Here is a 15,401-nt window from a genome sequence, read left to right as displayed (position 1 = left end):
AACAATCGTCGGTTGGACATAGATCGGCAGGCATAAAAATAGGCTGAGGGTATAAATACCATCAGCCTTTTTTATCTTTATCTGTGTGTGCCCTTCAATGAATAAATCTTTGCCGGGCAAATGACAGGTTATTCTACCATCAGCATAAAGGTACTCACCCAAACGACTAAACAGAATGAGATACCCATAAAAAAATACTTCACCGATTTATTCTCCAGCAGAAACCACGCCAGCAACGATCCCGATTGTGCGTTTTATTATGGAAGGAAATAATTACGCTGCCGGTGATGTCACCGAAGGGTAATCTTTCCCGTTGTCATCACCAGAGTCACACCAGTTATGACGGGATCGGCGCTAAATCTACGCCGAGTGAGGGGGGGAATTCAAGAGGTCCAGAAACTATATTTTCAAAATAGCATTAAAAAGCGTTGAGCCGTTTCAGAGGCTGAAAAAAACGGGGGAATAGGCGTGAAAATAACCCCTCAATTCCCCCGATTTTTAATGATGTTATCTTTAATTTGGAGCCTGTTGGGCAGGCTTTAATGCGTTAGATTACAGGCTTACGCTCTCCACCCCATCGCCGGTGCGATATGTTTCAGGATCGCTTCAATAACATGCGCATTGTAATCCACGCCCAGTTGATTCGGCACCGTGAGCAAGAGCGTATCCGCTTCGGCAATCGCTTCATCCTGTTTTAACTGCTGGATGAGTGCTTCCGGCTCGGCGGCATAGCTACGTCCGAAAATCGCGCGCGTTTTTTCATCCAGAAAACCCACTTTGTCGCTATCGTTACTGCTCCCGCCAAAATAGGCGCGATCGCGATGATCCATCAGGGCAAAAATACTGCGGCTGACGGAGACGCGTGGCGTACGTGTATGCCCCGCTTCAGCCCAGGCGGCCCGATAGGCGCGAATTTGCTGTGCCTGTTGGATATGAAAAGGTTCGCCCGTTTCATCGTCTTTTAGCGTGGAGCTTTGCAGGTTCATGCCCAGTTTCGCTGCCCATACTGCCGTGGCATTCGAGCCCGCTCCCCACCAGATGCGTTCACGTAACCCATCAGAATAGGGCTCCAGACGCAAAAGGCCTGGTGGATTCGGGAACATTGGCTGCGGGTTCGGTTTTGCAACCCCTTCGCCACGCAGTACATCCAGCAAGACTTCGGTGTGACGCCGTGCCATGTCCGCTTCCGATTCCCCTTCTGTAGGCTGGTAGCCAAAGTAACGCCAGCCATCGATCACCTGTTCAGGCGAGCCACGGCTGATGCCGAGCTGCAAACGCCCGCCAGAGATCAAATCGGCGGCGCTGGCGTTTTCAGCCATGTACAGCGGGTTTTCGTAGCGCATGTCGATGACGCCGGTGCCAATCTCTATGCTTTTGGTTTTCGCCCCAATCGCAGACAGCAGCGGGAAAGGCGAACCCAACTGGCGGGCAAAGTGGTGCACTCTGAAATAAGCGCCGTCAGCACCTAACTCTTCAGCGGCGACGGCGAGGTCGATAGATTGCAGTAGTGCATCAGCCGCGGAACGTGTACCAGACTGCGGCGACGGTGCCCAGTGGCCGAATGATAAAAAGCCAATCTTCTTCATAGGGTATTTATCCTTATATTCAGGCAAATATTTAGCATATTCGTCCTGCACAGCAAGGTTCTATAGATCAGTAATAGAAGCACTCTACGCGATTAATAGTGAGAATAAATATCATTTTTTTAACGTAATAATTCAGTTTATCTGACTAATATTTTGAAGAATAAATCGCCGCTGATTATTTAGCAGAAAACGCAAGCAGAAAACCCAGGCCGGGTTGATCTACCCCCAAATTGGTATCCAAATATTATTATGAGCGAGATCAGTATTTTCTTTGCCCCTATCGCTGTATCATTTTATATATAGCGAAAATCAGGATACCAACATGATAAAGAAATTTGGCTACACGCTGTGGTTTACCGGGCTGTTTTTGGTGTTTTCCAACGCCTGGGCGGCGCGTCAGGTGACCGATCAGCTCGGGCGTAATGTGACGATTCCCGACCATGTTAATCGCGTGGTGGTGTTGCAGCATCAAACCTTAAACCTGCTGGTGCAACTGGATGCGCAAGAGAGCGTGGTCGGTGTGCTTTCCAGTTGGAAGAAACAGCTGGGTGAGCATTACTTGCGGCTGGCTCCACGTCTGGCGGATTTGCCAATGCCTGGCGATCTCACTCAGGTCAATATTGAAAGCCTGCTGAAACTGTCACCGCAGGTGGTTTTTGTCGCTAACTATGCACCGCCGGAAATGATTGCGCAGATTGAGCGGACGGGAATTCCAGTCGTGGCGATTTCGCTGCGTCAGGATCAGCCGGGAGAAGCCGACAAAATCAATCCTACGATGAGCGACGAAAACACGGCGTATAACGAAGGGCTCAAAGCAGGGATTCGGCTGATTGGTGACGTGGTTGAGCGCCAGAAACAGGCAGAGGCGCTGATCGACTATACGTTTACACAGCGGCAAAACGTGAGCGCGCGTTTAGCGTCTATTCCAGAAGAGAAGCGAATCCGCGTGTATATGGCTAACCCAGACCTGACAACCTACGGCTCCGGGAAATATACCGGCCTGATGATGTCGCATGCGGGAGCGCTGAATGTCGCGGCCGCATCGATAAAAGGCTTCAAACAGGTGTCGATTGAAAATGTACTGAGCTGGAATCCGCAGGTGATTTTCGTACAAGACCGCTACCCGGATGTCGTGAAGCAGATCGTCAACGATCCGGCCTGGCAGGCAATTGATGCAGTGAAACAGCATCGTGTGTATCTGATGCCGGAATATGCCAAAGCCTGGGGTTATCCGATGCCAGAAGCATTGGCGATTGGCGAACTGTGGATGGCGAAAAAGCTGTACCCTGAACGCTTTGCCAATATCGATATGCAAAAAGCCGCCGATGAGTATTACCAACGCTTTTATCGTATGGACTACCGTGAGGAAGACTCCGCAGCGCAATGAGTTATCGCACCTACCGGATCACGCTGCTGACGGTGGTGGTGTCCACGCTGTTGATTGCCGTGTGCTCACTGGGGATAGGGCGTTTTAGCTTATCCCCGTGGCGCATCGTCCAGATTCTTGTCGAACCGCTGTCTGGCAACGATCTGTTGTTCGGAAAAAAACCGCTGCTTGGGGATATCGAACGGCAAGTGGTGTGGAGCGTACGCCTACCTCGCGTGCTATTAGCCTGGTGTGCGGGCGCGGCGCTGGCGCTGAGCGGGGCCACGCTGCAAGGCGTTTTCCGTAACCCGCTGGTCGATCCGCATATTATCGGTGTGTCCGCCGGCGCGGCCTTCGGGGGCACGCTGGCGATTCTATTAAGCTGGACGCCGCTGCTTTTGCTGCTGTCTGCATTCACGTTTGGCATGCTGGCGCTCTTGCTGATTTTCATGATGGCCGCTGCATTCGGCAAGCAGAACGTACTGATCCTGATTCTGGCCGGCGTCATCCTCAGCGGCTTTTTCGGCGCGCTGGTCAGCCTGATGCAATATCTGGCGGATACCGAAGAGAAGCTGCCAAGCATCGTTTTCTGGCTGCTGGGCAGTTTTGCCACCGCACACTGGAATTCGCTGGTCGCAACGGCGGTGCCGCTAGGTCTCGCGGGCGGCCTATTGCTGCGACTGCGTTGGCACATCAACGTATTGTCGATGGGCGAACAGGATGCGCGGGCGTTGGGCATCGCCGTGCAGCCCTTGCGCTGGCTGATTTTGAGCTTGTGTGCCGCGATAGTCGCCGCTCAGGTGGCGGTCAGCGGCAGTATTGGCTGGATTGGCCTAGTGATTCCCCATGTCGCACGTAGGTTGGTGGGGGCCGATCATCGTCGCCTGCTACCCGTGTCGCTGTGGCTGGGTGGCGGCTTTATGGTGCTGGTGGACGATCTGGCGCGCACGCTCAGTGAAGCCGAGATTCCGCTGGGCATTCTGACGGCGCTACTTGGTGCGCCACTTTTTGCCGTGCTGTTATATAAAACGCAGCGGCAGGAGAGAGGACGCTAACATGCCTGCTATCAGGTTATCGACAGAAAGGTTGGTGTATGGCTACCGCCAGGGGCAGGGCTTTTTTGCACCGCTGAATTTGTGCTGTCGGGAAGGGGAGATTACGGCGATTCTGGGCGCGAACGGCAGAGGAAAAACGACGCTGCTGAATACGCTGATGGGACACTTATCGCCGCTTTCCGGGACGATCCAGCGCAAGGGGCACATTGGCTTTGTGCCGCAGATATTTACGCCGCCGTTTTCTTATAGCGTTCTGGATATGGTGCTGATGGGGCGAGCAGCGCATATACGGCTGTTTGCCATGCCTTCCGCGCATGACATCACCGTTGCCCGGAACGCGCTAACTATGCTGGGAATCGCGTCTCTTGCTGAATGTGAATTTAGCGCGTTGTCCGGCGGGCAGCGGCAGCTTGTACTCATTGCGCGTGCATTAGCCTCGGAATGTCAGATGCTGATTCTGGACGAACCGACGGCAGCGCTTGATGTGCAAAATCAGGCGCAGGTGCTGCGACTATTGAAGCATCTGGCTAAAACGCAGCACCTGAGCATCTTGCTGACCACGCACGATCCCTCCCACGCGTTGGCTATTGCGGAGCAGGCGCTGCTTCTGATGGATCATCAGCATTACCTTTATGGCCGATGTGATGAGGTCGTGACGGAAGATAACCTGTCGCGCCTGTACGGCATTCCGATGCGGCAGGTCTGCGTGGAGATATCGCCGCAGCCTTATCGTGCGCTGATACCGATATTGACTATGACGGAGCCACCATGACCGATCCCCTTCGTTTATATGCGGCTGGCAGCCTGCGCCTTGCATTGACTCCTCTGTTAGCGACGTTTAGCGAACGCTATGCGGTGGACGTTGTGCCGACGTTTGGCCCGGCGGGACTGCTGAGTGAAAAAATAATACACGGCGACGCGGTAGATATTTTCGCATCGGCAAACTGCGCACACCCTTTACGCTTGAAAGCGCTGGGGCTGGTCGAGGAAACCACCGTGTTTACGCGCAACCATCTTTGCATTGTGATGCGTAACGTGCCTGAACTCATCTCGCAATCCTGGCTGATGGCGCTCCTTGATCCGCGTTTTGTGCTTTCAACCTCAACGCCCGGCAGCGATCCCGGTGGGGATTATGCGTTTGAACTCTTTGATCGCATCGAGCGTTTGCATTGTGGCTGGGGGAGTCAACTGCGCGACAAAGCGAAACCGCTGGTGGGCGGGGGGCTCGATCATGCGATTCCGGCTGGCATGACGGCGGGAAGCTACCTGATTCGGAGCGGGCAGAGCGATATGCACATTAGCTATGCCAGCTATCTACCGTTACTGCTCAATCAACCTGACCTACACGTGGTTCATCTGCCGGATCCGTATCGTATTGATGCCGAATACATGCTGGGCATTATGAAGCCAGCCCGGCGTGAGGCGCGGCTGCTGGCGAACTATCTTTTATCTCCGGAAGGGCAGAGTTTCTTGGTAAACAAAGGATTCGCTTCGCTGTTTTAGCCGTGGAACGAGAGGTAAATCGGTCAACGATGACGAACTCTGCTATGATTGCGGCATATCTGCGTCGCTCTTTGGCTCGGCGCCACCTTTCGTTATCTCGTCCTTGGTAGAGTAATCACTGTGAGTACAACCTCTTTTTCTTCCCTCGCGCTGCCAGCAGAGCAGTTATCCAATCTTAATGAACTGGGCTATACCGAAATGACGCCCGTTCAGGCGGCAACGCTGCCAGCTGTTCTGAGCGGTGCAGACGTGCGTGCCAAGGCGAAAACCGGTAGCGGCAAAACGGCGGCATTTGGCATCGGGCTGTTGGATCGCATTGTCGTGAGCGACTTTACCACGCAGGCGCTGGTGCTTTGCCCGACGCGTGAACTGGCCGATCAGGTCAGCAAAGAGCTGCGTCGTCTGGCTCGTTTTGCGCAAAACATTAAGATTCTTACGCTATGTGGCGGTCAGCCGATGGGGCAGCAGCTCGATTCGCTGGTTCACGCGCCACATATTGTCGTTGGGACACCAGGACGTATTCAGGATCATTTACGCAAGCAGTCCCTGTCTCTGGATAGCCTGAAAGTGCTGGTGCTGGATGAAGCAGATCGCATGCTGGACATGGGCTTTACTGACGCGATTGATGATGTGATTTCCTATACGCCGTCCGATCGTCAAACCCTGCTATTCTCCGCCACGTACCCGGAAGAGATCGAACAGATCAGTGCGCGCGTTCAGCGTCAGCCGCAGCGTTTCGAGATTGCAGACGATGTGGAAGAGTCGGCTATCGAGCAACGTTTTTATGAGACGACGAAAGAGCAGCGTCTGCCGCTGTTGATTGCTATTCTGGCTCATCATCAGCCTTCGTCTTGTGTGGTGTTCTGTAACACGAAGCGTGACTGCCAGAGCGTGTTTGACGCGCTGGATATGCGGGGAATTAGCGTATTGGCGCTGCATGGCGATCTGGAACAGCGCGATCGCGATCAGGTTCTGGTGCGCTTTGCTAACCGCAGCTGTCGTGTGCTGGTGGCAACCGATGTTGCGGCCCGCGGTCTCGATATCAAAGAGCTGGAGCTGGTCGTGAATTTTGAGCTGGCTTTCGATCCTGAAGTCCACGTTCATCGTATTGGCAGAACGGGCCGTGCGGGTATGCAGGGTCTGGCCGTCAGCCTGTGTACGCCACAGGAAATGAACCGCGCTAATCTGATTGAAGACTATCTCGGTATGCGAATTAAATGGGCATCGGCGGATAGCCTTGATCGCAGTGGTGAGGTTACGCTGGAACCTGAGATGATGACGCTGTGTATTGATGGGGGCAGAAAAGCGAAAATCCGTCCCGGCGATATCCTCGGCGCATTAACCGGCGATGCGGGATTAACGGCAGCAGAAGTCGGGAAGATTGATATGTTTCCGCTGCATGCGTATGTCGCTATCCGTAAAGCCAGCGCTAAACGCGCGTTGCAGCAGCTCCAGAAAGGTAAAATCAAAGGAAAAAGCTGTAAGGCCAGATTGTTAAAGTAACCGGTGGCTGATATACCAGACAGAGTAGGATGATGTCGCTGGGTCACAGACAGGAGTATTAAGGGCGTGCAGACAACAGAAATCGATCGGCGGCTGACGGAAGTGAGCCAGCAGCTAACGATGGTGCTGGTGCCGGGGTTGCGAGACAGCGATGACGAGCACTGGCAAAGCCATTGGGAACGGCGTTTTCCTCACTGGCACCGTATACGCCAGCGGGAATGGTATCAGGCCGATCTGGATCGCTGGGTGTTGGCGATCCGCCGTGAGCTTAGCGTCTGTACACAGCCCGTGATTCTTATCGGCCATAGCTTTGGCGCACTGGCTTCCTGTCATGTGGTGCAACAAGATCAGGAAGGGATTGCTGGTGTGATGTTGGTGGCGCCTGCTGAGCCCATGCGCTTTGAGATTGACGAGCGTATTCAGGCTACGCCGCTTCGGGTTCCTGCGCTGACAGTGGCCAGCCATAACGATCCATTGATGAGTTTTACTCGCGCCCAATACTGGGCGCATGCATGGGACAGCGAACTGGTTGATGTCGGTGAGGCTGGGCATATTAATGCAGAAGCGGGGTTTGGCTCATGGGAATACGGCCTGACAAGATTAGCCGAGTTCTCAGAAGAACTCATTGCTAGTCGTTAATAGGCCGCTTTTCTATTGAGTAGCCGTGTTCCATTATTAAAATAACGTTATATTTTCCTTTAATGCCAGGGCAGTGAATTTATTTGTCTTGGCATGCATACCTTCATTAAGACAGCTCTTCCTCACTGCCTGAGCCATGCAACATTTCCTGAATCTGCTGATAAACTTCGGCCGCAGATAAATTGCTATAGGATGTTTTGCTCTCGAAATGTAATACCTGCTCGCCCTCTGAACCATGAAGCGCACTGATGAGAGCCAGATCTTCTTGTGTGATGCGTTGTCCCGTAAAGGCATCAAACATTTCAGAATTTCCATCCGGGTACTTAATCACGGAAATAAGCTTGCCGTTGTACAGCGGAATGCCCGTTGTTGCCAGAGAGTATTCAGCGGCGGCTTTCTGCTGTGCCTTGACCTGTTCAGCCGGGGGAGTATTGTCCTCTGCGGCCGCACGTTTCTTTTGGGAAGACAGCGTGACTTTGGTGCTCTCGTTCGAGCCCTGCATATTTTGAGAGTCGGAGTTTGTTGATGTGTCTGTTTTATTCCCCGCGCTGATAGCTGCAACGACCGTTGGGTTGGCAGCAGCACCAATAGGAGGCATGGTCGCCGGGGTTGTTGTATTCACGATTTGAATATCTGGAATCACCACAGTATAACTCCTTCTTATATCTATTTAATGCTGGTAATGGTTTTTACCAGTGAGTTACTTCAGTGTGTTAAAACCACGTACGAAATACCGCAATCGTTGACATTCAGGCTATCAACACAGGCAGGGGGATTGTCTTCCTTGGAAGAGGCATCAATCTGCTGAGTATAATTTCCTGTTATTCAACAATATGACGTTAACGAAGTGGTTCATTCAGAACACGGTTAATGTAAAACAGTATTTATGCCAAACACTATTTATGCAAAATGCAATTGCATTAAAAAACACCCTATCGCAAAGGGTATCGGCTGTTTTTTTTGCTTCATTAATATCCAAAAGGTATAAGATTTAACTTTTTGATTACCAATCGTGCGATCTTATGTGACCAAATATCTCCATTTTAAAAAAATAGAAAACTATCATGGTATTAGCGTAATGCAGTGATATCGTTTGAAACGTATGTGCTCTACAAGCGTGGGGGAACGCGATACACTGTTTTCCTCGTCTTTTCCCTGTCTTAAGAAGCGCTATGCCCAGCATTAAACTGACGGTTAACTATTTGTATCGGCAATCTGGTGAAACCCGTGAAGCGTCGCAGGCGACAGCCCGCGTTTTTGTCGGTGATGAACTCATCGCCACGGAGGTGGTTACCGGTATGACGGAAAGTCCGGTCAATAAATATTTGCACCATTCAGGGCCAGAATCGCTACCCGTGCGTGTTGAATGGGATTGCGAGGGAACAACGGCTATGACGGTGTCTGAGGTGGAAATCTGCCCCTGCTGCCACCATGATTAGCCTGATTGGCCAGGTCGTTTTGAACGGTTTGGCTTCATGATTTACAGATAACCAATACAACGCGAGTTGCAGATAAACCCACGCACGAGCAGCTTGAAGTATGACGGGTAGACAAGGTGAATGTATGAGATTAGCGGTATCAACCTTAATAGCCTGTGGACTGTGGACGGCAACAGCGCATGCTGGCTGGTATGTCGTGAGTAATTATGAAGGCCAAATCGGGCCTTATCCGGTACATTTTTCATTGCAGAAATACAGTACTGACCAGGATAAGAACCTTCTGGGAAGCTACTTTTACGATAAATACAGAGCGCCGATCCCTCTGTATGGGAGACTCTCGGGAACGTCGCTTGAGATCTGCGAAATTCATACCCCGCAGGATTATGATAAGTACATCGTTCAGGGCGTTAAGTCTGACATCGATATGACACATTGCCCGTTTACATTGACGGAAACGGGAGAGGAGCTCCGCGGTGAGTGGTCGAACGGGAAAGCTCGTTATGATGTTAGCTTACGGCGTGTGGCATCCTTTGATGACAGTGCGCAGCCTGCAAAGGTCGAAGGGCAAGTCGATATTCCTTTTTGGGGGCAAACAGCGACTCACAGCTTCGTTGGGGTGTATCAAAACAGCGATGCGGGAATGGTCGTTGAGGGGATTAAGGCGATTAACAAGAAGAATGGCAATGTCGATCAGCTTCTTGAGCCTGATTTTCAGCAATGTCAGTTTGGCTTCTTCATGACCCCGGTTTATATGAATATTGAAAATGGCGGAGATAATCGTAGCATCACGCTGAACTGCTATTCCCATGGCGGAGGCGATATTCTGCTAGAATACCGTTTTGATGCGGCAACGCAGCGTTATGATGTGGTCGGAGAATAAAAGCCCTGGCGGGTAGGGCTTTGCTGATGTTATCTATAAACGCCCTGCATTATTTTGCAGGCTAAATATATTTGTGTTCATTGTTGGAAATAAATGATTTTTATTTCCTTTTCTTTCTTGTTAAAAGTGTTATTTCCTACACTTTCATTATGGCCAATTTTTATGGCTAGTGATGGTATTGGTTTTCAAAGGACTATTTTTGCTAAAGGAGTTAATATGCTTTCAGGAAAGAAAACAATTCTGGCATGCTCAATATTGTTCGCGACCTTTTCTTCGCATGCAGATAATTTCCCTAAACTGAATCAGACTTTGCCATCAGGCATTGATGCACGGGCGATTGCACCGGTATTTGATTTTGATACTGATGGCTGCCTTCCCAGCGCTGGCGTAAGCCGTAATGGCGTGCAGAACGGCGGGCTGAAACCATCAGGAAATATAACGGGCGGGTGCAGATGGAGTAACTTTCTTGACTCGTCAAATACATTGCACCGCTATGCCTGTGTTAATTCCGGTGGTTCTCGCTATTGTGGCAGCTTCTATGCGCTCTATTTTTTAAAAGATCAGGTCTTAAGTGGTGTCAATTCAGGCCACCGCCATGATTGGGAGCATGTCGCCATCTGGACTAAGAATGGCGTCGTGACACATGGTAGCTACAGCGCACATGGTAAATTAACGACCAAAGATGCGTCGGGTATTGATAAACAGGATGGTCATCTGAAATTTGTTTATCACAAAGATGGCGTATTAACCCATGCCTTCCGTTTTTCTAAAGCAAATGAGCAAGCGGAAAACCCGTATAAGAAATTTGTCACGCCGGATATTATCAGCTGGTACTCCATGTATGGTGATGGCATTAATAATCAAGAGTTGCGTAACCGATTAAACGCGTTTGACTACGGTTCAGCCTCTATTCCTCTGAAAGACAATAATTTCCTGAATAACCTGAATAATGGCCGACCAGCCGGTTACCCGGAATTTACAGATGCCAGTATAACGGCGTCGAAATAATCATGATAAGAGAGGTATGGCTAAGCCTACCTCTCTAACCTGAATGGCTGAGAGTATAAAATCCCCCGAGAAATCACCTCTTCACCGGTGAGAAATGGGAATGTACTAATGCTGTTCAGCGCTTGCAGACGTTTGCAGTTGTAATGTGAACAGGATAGACATCACCACAAAACCCACCGCTGCGTAGAGTACCGTTGCATATCCCCAATGCAGATAGAGGGCGCCAAAAAGCGTATTCCCCACAAAGACGGCCAAATAGGTCACGGCACTGTTCAGCCCCATGATTGCGCCGCGTTTCGATACATCGGTTGTGTTTAACCCGGTAATCAGCAAATTGACGCACAGGTGATTCGCGGTGCCCAGAAAAAGCATTAGTACGCACACAACAGGCAAGCTAGTTCCTGACAGGGCAAAAATGAGGTACACCGTCGCTACCGTAAGGAACGAGGCTGGCATAGCCACTCTGGGATTCACTTTACTTATCATGGCATCCAGAAAAGCCGCAGAACCAAAACCGATACCGTAGCAAAGCGCGATCAGCCCGTTAGCACTGAGCGGCTGGTGCAGTTCGTGGTACAGATAGTCACCCAGATAGCCATAAACCCCATAAAAGGCGGTCATGAATCCGCCACAGGCAGCCAGTAACGGTTTCACACCGGGCACGCTTAGTGCCGCCAGAGGCGATGACGAAACCCGCGTGGTGTTTTCATCCCGATTACTCAAACGGGAAAGGATGACGATAGCCAAAACGGCAAGTGCACCGATTCCGAGATAAACGACGCGCCAGTGAAATTGCTCTGCCAGAATCGACGCGAGTGAAACACCGGCGACAAGGCTCAGAGTCCAGCCGGTAAGAACGACGCCAGTTGTTTTACTTTCCAAGCCTTTGGGAGCGATAGCTGCTGCGGTGGTGTAAATCGCGGGAATCGCCACGCCGGATGCGATACCCGCAATGAGCTGGCTGGCTATCAGCCATTCAACGGAAGAGGCACAAGCGCTGGAAAGCAAGGCGACGACCAGCAGGATCATCGCGTTCTTCAACATCTTAAAGGCACCGAATCGATCGATGTATCGTGCCAGAAACAGGGCGCTTAGCGCCGTTCCCAGGCCAAATGCGGCTGAGGCCAGCATGACTGACTGCGCGATACTCTTAAATGATGTGGCGATCTCGGGAGCGATGGGGCCCATAAGTAACGAATTTGATCCAATCACGCCGATACAGAACGTCAGGACATAGGCCGCGCCAGGAACACGAAGCGTGCGCGAATTGGCATGACATTCGGCATGTTGATGTTGTGACATTGAAATTTCACTTTTTGCTTAATATGATTCGGAGAAAGTACTATTAACCAAACGGTATTAGTTTGAAATAAGGAATGAGAGAATGAAAATAAATAAAGATGACATTAAGCCAAAAGTCATTCCTACACGGGATATTGATGCCACTGACCGAAGATTATTAAGGGAACTGGTTGAAGATGCCACGCTGAGCTATGCCGAATTGGGGGAAAAAGTTGCGCTTTCGGCTCCTGCCGCGCATGAACGGGTGAAACGGCTGCGGCGCGACGGCGTGATACGGAAAACGGCTGTGCTGCTCGATCCTGTCGCGATAAAAAAGAACCTTCTGGCATTTGTGCACGTTGACACCAGTGGCTGGGGCGTTTCATCCGAGCTGATGGAGATCACGCAGAATTCTGATGTTGAAGAAGTGCATTCGGTGGCTGGCGATACTGCTATGATCCTCAAGATCCGCACCGAAGATGCGCAGTCGCTGGAAAAACTTCTGTTTCAGCTTTATGCGGTGCCCGGCGTCAGTTCAACACGCTCTTATATTGTGTTGTCTACCTATCTTGAGCGCCCTGTACAGCCGAGCGATAGCTGATTCGCCGGAGGTTTGTCTCGTCCAGATTGAGTAAACTGGACGAGAGGTTTAGATTCAGGCCATTGCTAAGATCGTAGGCAATAGCCTGAAGCTACATCGGCGTGACTATCACCCTTCGTCTGGATCTAAACTTGATACCTGTTCACTCATCGTTGCATTATGGCAGCGATAAGCATAAATCTGCTCTTTAATGGAAAGATGACTCGTTTCTAAGGATTCGGCATTGCCGCATTTTTTATTTCTTTCTTTAACCCATGTTGCTTGAGAGGCGTGGAATTTTCTCTTTATGTCTTCAGGTGCGTCTTCCAATATTCCATAGACGTCGGTGAAAAAGAAAAGATATTGTTCCTTTTCACTTTCAAGCGCTTTCTCTTGTGCGGTTTTTGTGATTTTTTCGGCGTTTTCACTGAACCAGGCTACGGCATAAATCGCTCTGGATAGGGCATCATAGGATTTTTTTTCTACTTTGATTTCCTTCCCATTATCAATAACGCGGAGGTCGTAGGCAAAGGACGGAATGACGATCTTATTATCGCTGAGCCTATTATCTTTGCTTTCACCTGTTTTAGTAAAAATGTTATTGCTAATCTTATCCATTTCGTCTTTTGTGTACAAAAGATCGTCTTTATTAAGAATGATATCGACGATCTCCTGACTTATGGGAATTTCAGCCCGCAAACTACACGAGAATGCTTCCCCCCAGCGTGGCTGAGTGGATAATTTAGAATAAAGTACGCTCACGGTATCAACAGATTGAGAAGGGGACTTATAGAACAGTGCTTTTGCACGGTCGGCAAACGTTTTTTTAACAGCTTCAACCGCGTTGGGATCGTTGCATTGAAAGTCGTCCTTTGCATACGCCGACGTACAAGTAAGGATAATTCCAATCATGACATACAGGAGCTGTTTCATTTCTTGTCCTTGTTTTCAGTCAATCCAAGCTGCACCAGCCTTTCCCTCGTCATCTGCTCTTGGCAGGTATAAATTTTTGCCCGATCTTCCATTGAGCGGTTGTTATTCGCGATAGTTTCTATTGCACCGCATTTTTTATTTTTGTTTTTTATCCACTGCCGTGCATCCTCTTTCAGTTGTCCTTTAATATAATCGGGCAGGTTACTCCAGTAAATATTTAATGCATTATCAGCGTCAGTGAACTCTATGATTGCTTTTTTATATTTAAAGCGTGGTGATTGTTCTTCCAGTCTTGCCGCATTTTCTTGTAACCAGGCCAGGCCATAAAGTGTACGTGAGACTGACTCATCGTGTGGATACATAATATTGGTTTCTTGCTGATTATCAGCAATATGAACATTATAATAAACACGGTCTAATGTGATGTATTCAGATTCTTTTTTGTGTGGGGGAATATTGAGAAGGTAAATGCTTTTTGCTTTAGGATCTCCGCTCTCCATAATAGGATAGTATTTTAAAAAATTTGACACATCGGATGGGATTTTTATCTTGGCTTTGCCAAAGCAGCTCAGGTTATTTTTTGTTTTAAGTTTTGTGATAATGATGTCATATTCAAATTCAATTTTTTTAATTGTTTCTAAAGAGACCCGGTCTCTGATGGGTTGTGCTTTCTCTTGATCTTCTTTGATTAATGACTGAATGACGAGAGGACTACGACACACAAGATTATTTGCATTAACATAGTGTGATGAAAGCATTATCAATAATAGAGATTTTATTATGATTTTTATCATTTTCAATTCCATTGAAATCCTGTTAGCAGGACATGCAGATTCGTTTATCTGAAGATGAATAGGTGTTGGCACTGACCATCTTATAGGTCTCATTTATTTTTTTGAATTGGTAAATATAAGCGCCTTCGCCTGCTTCTTGTTTAAGCTCTGATTCCCTTTCATTAAGTATATTGATGATCATCCCCTTGAGACCCGGAGGAGAAACGATGTCCATTTGGATATTAATAATACCTGATGACAGCGTATAGTAATTCATGACGAAGACCGATCCTGCATCCGTGTAGGATTTTTCAAAATATTTTTCTGACGGAGGTAGGTTTTTTATTTCTTGCAGAAATGAAATAAAGGCCGCTTTTCCATTTGAACCATTGAAGATAAAGCTGGTGTCAGATTCTAGTTTTGGCATTACTTCGTTGTTTTTATAACTTATTTTATCTTTTTTCGCTATGTTTACACCATAGCTAGCTGGAATAAAATAGGAATCAGTGAGTTCAATAAATTGGTTATAGTCTTTTTGTGATAATTTACTTTTTTGCAACACATTGGTGAAGTCTGTTACAAACGTGGGGAAGTCTTGCGCATACGCCCCGTTGGAGAGAGGCAGGAAAAGAAAAGGCCAAACGACGCTTTTTATATAACTCCGTTTCATAATAAACACGCATTCCTTACAAATAGTGAATAAATCCTTTTGATATTATAAGGTTATTCATGGTTGTAAGTATATATTCTTTGCTATGCAAGCGGTTGTTGCCGCTTAGGGATACGTTTCATTATCGGCGTCGTTATAATGATATCGAATTCGATGCCAGTGCGCCGAATCATCAGCAATAACAC

General features: G+C 49.0%; 17 protein-coding genes. 10 read left to right on the top strand and 7 right to left on the bottom strand.

What is annotated here, in order from left to right; all coding sequences use genetic code 11:
- Positions 1–128: 128 nt before the first annotated feature.
- Together ypdK and R9X49_RS10870 are read right to left on the bottom strand one after the other, a co-directional pair.
- The gene (ypdK, locus tag R9X49_RS10875; RefSeq protein WP_099606229.1) at positions 129–203 is read right to left on the bottom strand and encodes a membrane protein YpdK; all 75 of its coding nucleotides are present in this window, start codon (positions 201–203) and stop codon (positions 129–131) included.
- Positions 204–560: 357 nt separating this feature from the next.
- Positions 561–1,586, bottom strand: a complete 1,026-nt coding sequence (locus R9X49_RS10870) for an LLM class flavin-dependent oxidoreductase (protein ID WP_319848359.1) — start codon at positions 1,584–1,586, stop codon at positions 561–563.
- A gap of 322 nt (positions 1,587–1,908) precedes the next feature.
- Between R9X49_RS10870 and R9X49_RS10865 the strand changes: the two genes are divergently transcribed.
- The 6 genes from R9X49_RS10865 to R9X49_RS10840 all read left to right on the top strand — a co-directional run bounded on the left by R9X49_RS10865 (position 1,909) and on the right by R9X49_RS10840 (position 7,652).
- Positions 1,909–2,973 (top strand): ABC transporter substrate-binding protein, encoded by a 1,065-nt coding sequence (locus R9X49_RS10865; protein ID WP_319848358.1) that lies wholly within the window; start codon positions 1,909–1,911, stop codon positions 2,971–2,973.
- Complete coding sequence (locus tag R9X49_RS10860; protein ID WP_319848357.1) at positions 2,970–4,007, top strand: iron ABC transporter permease; 1,038 nt, start codon at positions 2,970–2,972, stop codon at positions 4,005–4,007. Before R9X49_RS10865 ends, R9X49_RS10860 begins: the two co-directional genes overlap by 4 nt.
- Before the next feature lies 1 nt (position 4,008).
- Entirely contained in the window at positions 4,009–4,779 is a 771-nt protein-coding gene (locus R9X49_RS10855; RefSeq protein ID WP_319848356.1) for an ABC transporter ATP-binding protein, read from the top strand.
- Complete coding sequence (locus R9X49_RS10850) at positions 4,776–5,510, top strand: molybdate ABC transporter substrate-binding protein (protein WP_319848355.1); 735 nt, start codon at positions 4,776–4,778, stop codon at positions 5,508–5,510. Before R9X49_RS10855 ends, R9X49_RS10850 begins: the two co-directional genes overlap by 4 nt.
- A gap of 120 nt (positions 5,511–5,630) precedes the next feature.
- Positions 5,631–7,013 carry an ATP-dependent RNA helicase DbpA gene (dbpA, locus tag R9X49_RS10845; RefSeq protein ID WP_319848354.1) on the top strand — a complete coding sequence of 461 codons (1,383 nt, stop codon included), beginning with the start codon at positions 5,631–5,633 and terminating at the stop codon, positions 7,011–7,013.
- A gap of 66 nt (positions 7,014–7,079) precedes the next feature.
- Entirely contained in the window at positions 7,080–7,652 is a 573-nt protein-coding gene (locus R9X49_RS10840; RefSeq protein ID WP_319848353.1) for an alpha/beta hydrolase, read from the top strand.
- A 106-nt stretch (positions 7,653–7,758) separates the two neighbouring features.
- Here the strand turns inward: R9X49_RS10840 and R9X49_RS10835 are convergent, their stop codons facing one another.
- Positions 7,759–8,298, bottom strand: coding sequence for a hypothetical protein (locus R9X49_RS10835; protein ID WP_319848352.1), 540 nt, complete (start codon positions 8,296–8,298; stop codon positions 7,759–7,761).
- A 526-nt stretch (positions 8,299–8,824) separates the two neighbouring features.
- On the opposite strand from R9X49_RS10835, the gene R9X49_RS10830 reads away from it, so the two are divergent.
- From R9X49_RS10830 to R9X49_RS10820, 3 genes are all read left to right on the top strand, one after another.
- The gene (locus tag R9X49_RS10830; protein WP_319848351.1) at positions 8,825–9,091 is read left to right on the top strand and encodes a hypothetical protein; all 267 of its coding nucleotides are present in this window, start codon (positions 8,825–8,827) and stop codon (positions 9,089–9,091) included.
- 124 nt (positions 9,092–9,215) lie between these two features.
- Entirely contained in the window at positions 9,216–9,971 is a 756-nt protein-coding gene (locus R9X49_RS10825; protein ID WP_319848350.1) for a hypothetical protein, read from the top strand.
- 216 nt (positions 9,972–10,187) lie between these two features.
- Positions 10,188–10,979, top strand: a complete 792-nt coding sequence (locus tag R9X49_RS10820) for an NPP1 family protein (protein WP_319848639.1) — start codon at positions 10,188–10,190, stop codon at positions 10,977–10,979.
- A gap of 105 nt (positions 10,980–11,084) precedes the next feature.
- Here R9X49_RS10820 and R9X49_RS10815 read toward each other — a convergent pair whose 3' ends face one another.
- Positions 11,085–12,281, bottom strand: coding sequence for an MFS transporter (locus R9X49_RS10815; RefSeq protein WP_319848349.1), 1,197 nt, complete (start codon positions 12,279–12,281; stop codon positions 11,085–11,087).
- 82 nt (positions 12,282–12,363) lie between these two features.
- Between R9X49_RS10815 and R9X49_RS10810 the strand changes: the two genes are divergently transcribed.
- Complete coding sequence (locus tag R9X49_RS10810; RefSeq protein ID WP_319848348.1) at positions 12,364–12,861, top strand: Lrp/AsnC family transcriptional regulator; 498 nt, start codon at positions 12,364–12,366, stop codon at positions 12,859–12,861.
- Positions 12,862–12,969: 108 nt separating this feature from the next.
- Here the strand turns inward: R9X49_RS10810 and R9X49_RS10805 are convergent, their stop codons facing one another.
- The 3 genes from R9X49_RS10805 to R9X49_RS10795 are packed head-to-tail and all read right to left on the bottom strand — an operon-like array spanning position 12,970 to position 15,216.
- On the bottom strand, positions 12,970–13,773 hold the full coding sequence (locus tag R9X49_RS10805; RefSeq protein WP_319848347.1) for a hypothetical protein: 804 nt from the start codon (positions 13,771–13,773) through the stop codon (positions 12,970–12,972).
- Positions 13,770–14,579 carry a lysozyme inhibitor LprI family protein gene (locus R9X49_RS10800; protein WP_319848346.1) on the bottom strand — a complete coding sequence of 270 codons (810 nt, stop codon included), beginning with the start codon at positions 14,577–14,579 and terminating at the stop codon, positions 13,770–13,772. The genes R9X49_RS10805 and R9X49_RS10800 overlap by 4 nt, the downstream gene beginning before the upstream one ends.
- 10 nt (positions 14,580–14,589) lie before the next feature.
- On the bottom strand, positions 14,590–15,216 hold the full coding sequence (locus R9X49_RS10795; RefSeq protein ID WP_319848345.1) for a hypothetical protein: 627 nt from the start codon (positions 15,214–15,216) through the stop codon (positions 14,590–14,592).
- Positions 15,217–15,401: the final 185 nt, after the last annotated feature.

Source organism: Pectobacterium carotovorum, assembly GCF_033898505.1.
Lineage (GTDB): Bacteria > Pseudomonadota > Gammaproteobacteria > Enterobacterales > Enterobacteriaceae > Pectobacterium > Pectobacterium carotovorum_J.
Note: the sequence above shows the minus strand (reverse complement) of the source record. Positions and strands in the feature narration are given on the sequence as shown.

Bases quoted from the DNA above. Each gene is read 5' to 3' on its own strand.
- R9X49_RS10870 (WP_319848359.1), bottom strand. From the start codon at position 1,586: ATGAAGAAGATTGGCTTTTTATCATTCGGCCACTGGGCACCGTCGCCG.
- R9X49_RS10865 (WP_319848358.1), top strand. From the start codon at position 1,909: ATGATAAAGAAATTTGGCTACACGCTGTGGTTTACCGGGCTGTTTTTG.
- R9X49_RS10860 (WP_319848357.1), top strand. From the start codon at position 2,970: ATGAGTTATCGCACCTACCGGATCACGCTGCTGACGGTGGTGGTGTCC.
- R9X49_RS10855 (WP_319848356.1), top strand. From the start codon at position 4,009: ATGCCTGCTATCAGGTTATCGACAGAAAGGTTGGTGTATGGCTACCGC.
- R9X49_RS10850 (WP_319848355.1), top strand. From the start codon at position 4,776: ATGACCGATCCCCTTCGTTTATATGCGGCTGGCAGCCTGCGCCTTGCA.
- R9X49_RS10830 (WP_319848351.1), top strand. From the start codon at position 8,825: ATGCCCAGCATTAAACTGACGGTTAACTATTTGTATCGGCAATCTGGT.
- R9X49_RS10825 (WP_319848350.1), top strand. From the start codon at position 9,216: ATGAGATTAGCGGTATCAACCTTAATAGCCTGTGGACTGTGGACGGCA.
- R9X49_RS10820 (WP_319848639.1), top strand. From the start codon at position 10,188: ATGCTTTCAGGAAAGAAAACAATTCTGGCATGCTCAATATTGTTCGCG.
- R9X49_RS10815 (WP_319848349.1), bottom strand. From the start codon at position 12,281: ATGTCACAACATCAACATGCCGAATGTCATGCCAATTCGCGCACGCTT.
- R9X49_RS10810 (WP_319848348.1), top strand. From the start codon at position 12,364: ATGAAAATAAATAAAGATGACATTAAGCCAAAAGTCATTCCTACACGG.
- R9X49_RS10805 (WP_319848347.1), bottom strand. From the start codon at position 13,773: ATGAAACAGCTCCTGTATGTCATGATTGGAATTATCCTTACTTGTACG.
- R9X49_RS10800 (WP_319848346.1), bottom strand. From the start codon at position 14,579: ATGGAATTGAAAATGATAAAAATCATAATAAAATCTCTATTATTGATA.
- R9X49_RS10795 (WP_319848345.1), bottom strand. From the start codon at position 15,216: ATGAAACGGAGTTATATAAAAAGCGTCGTTTGGCCTTTTCTTTTCCTG.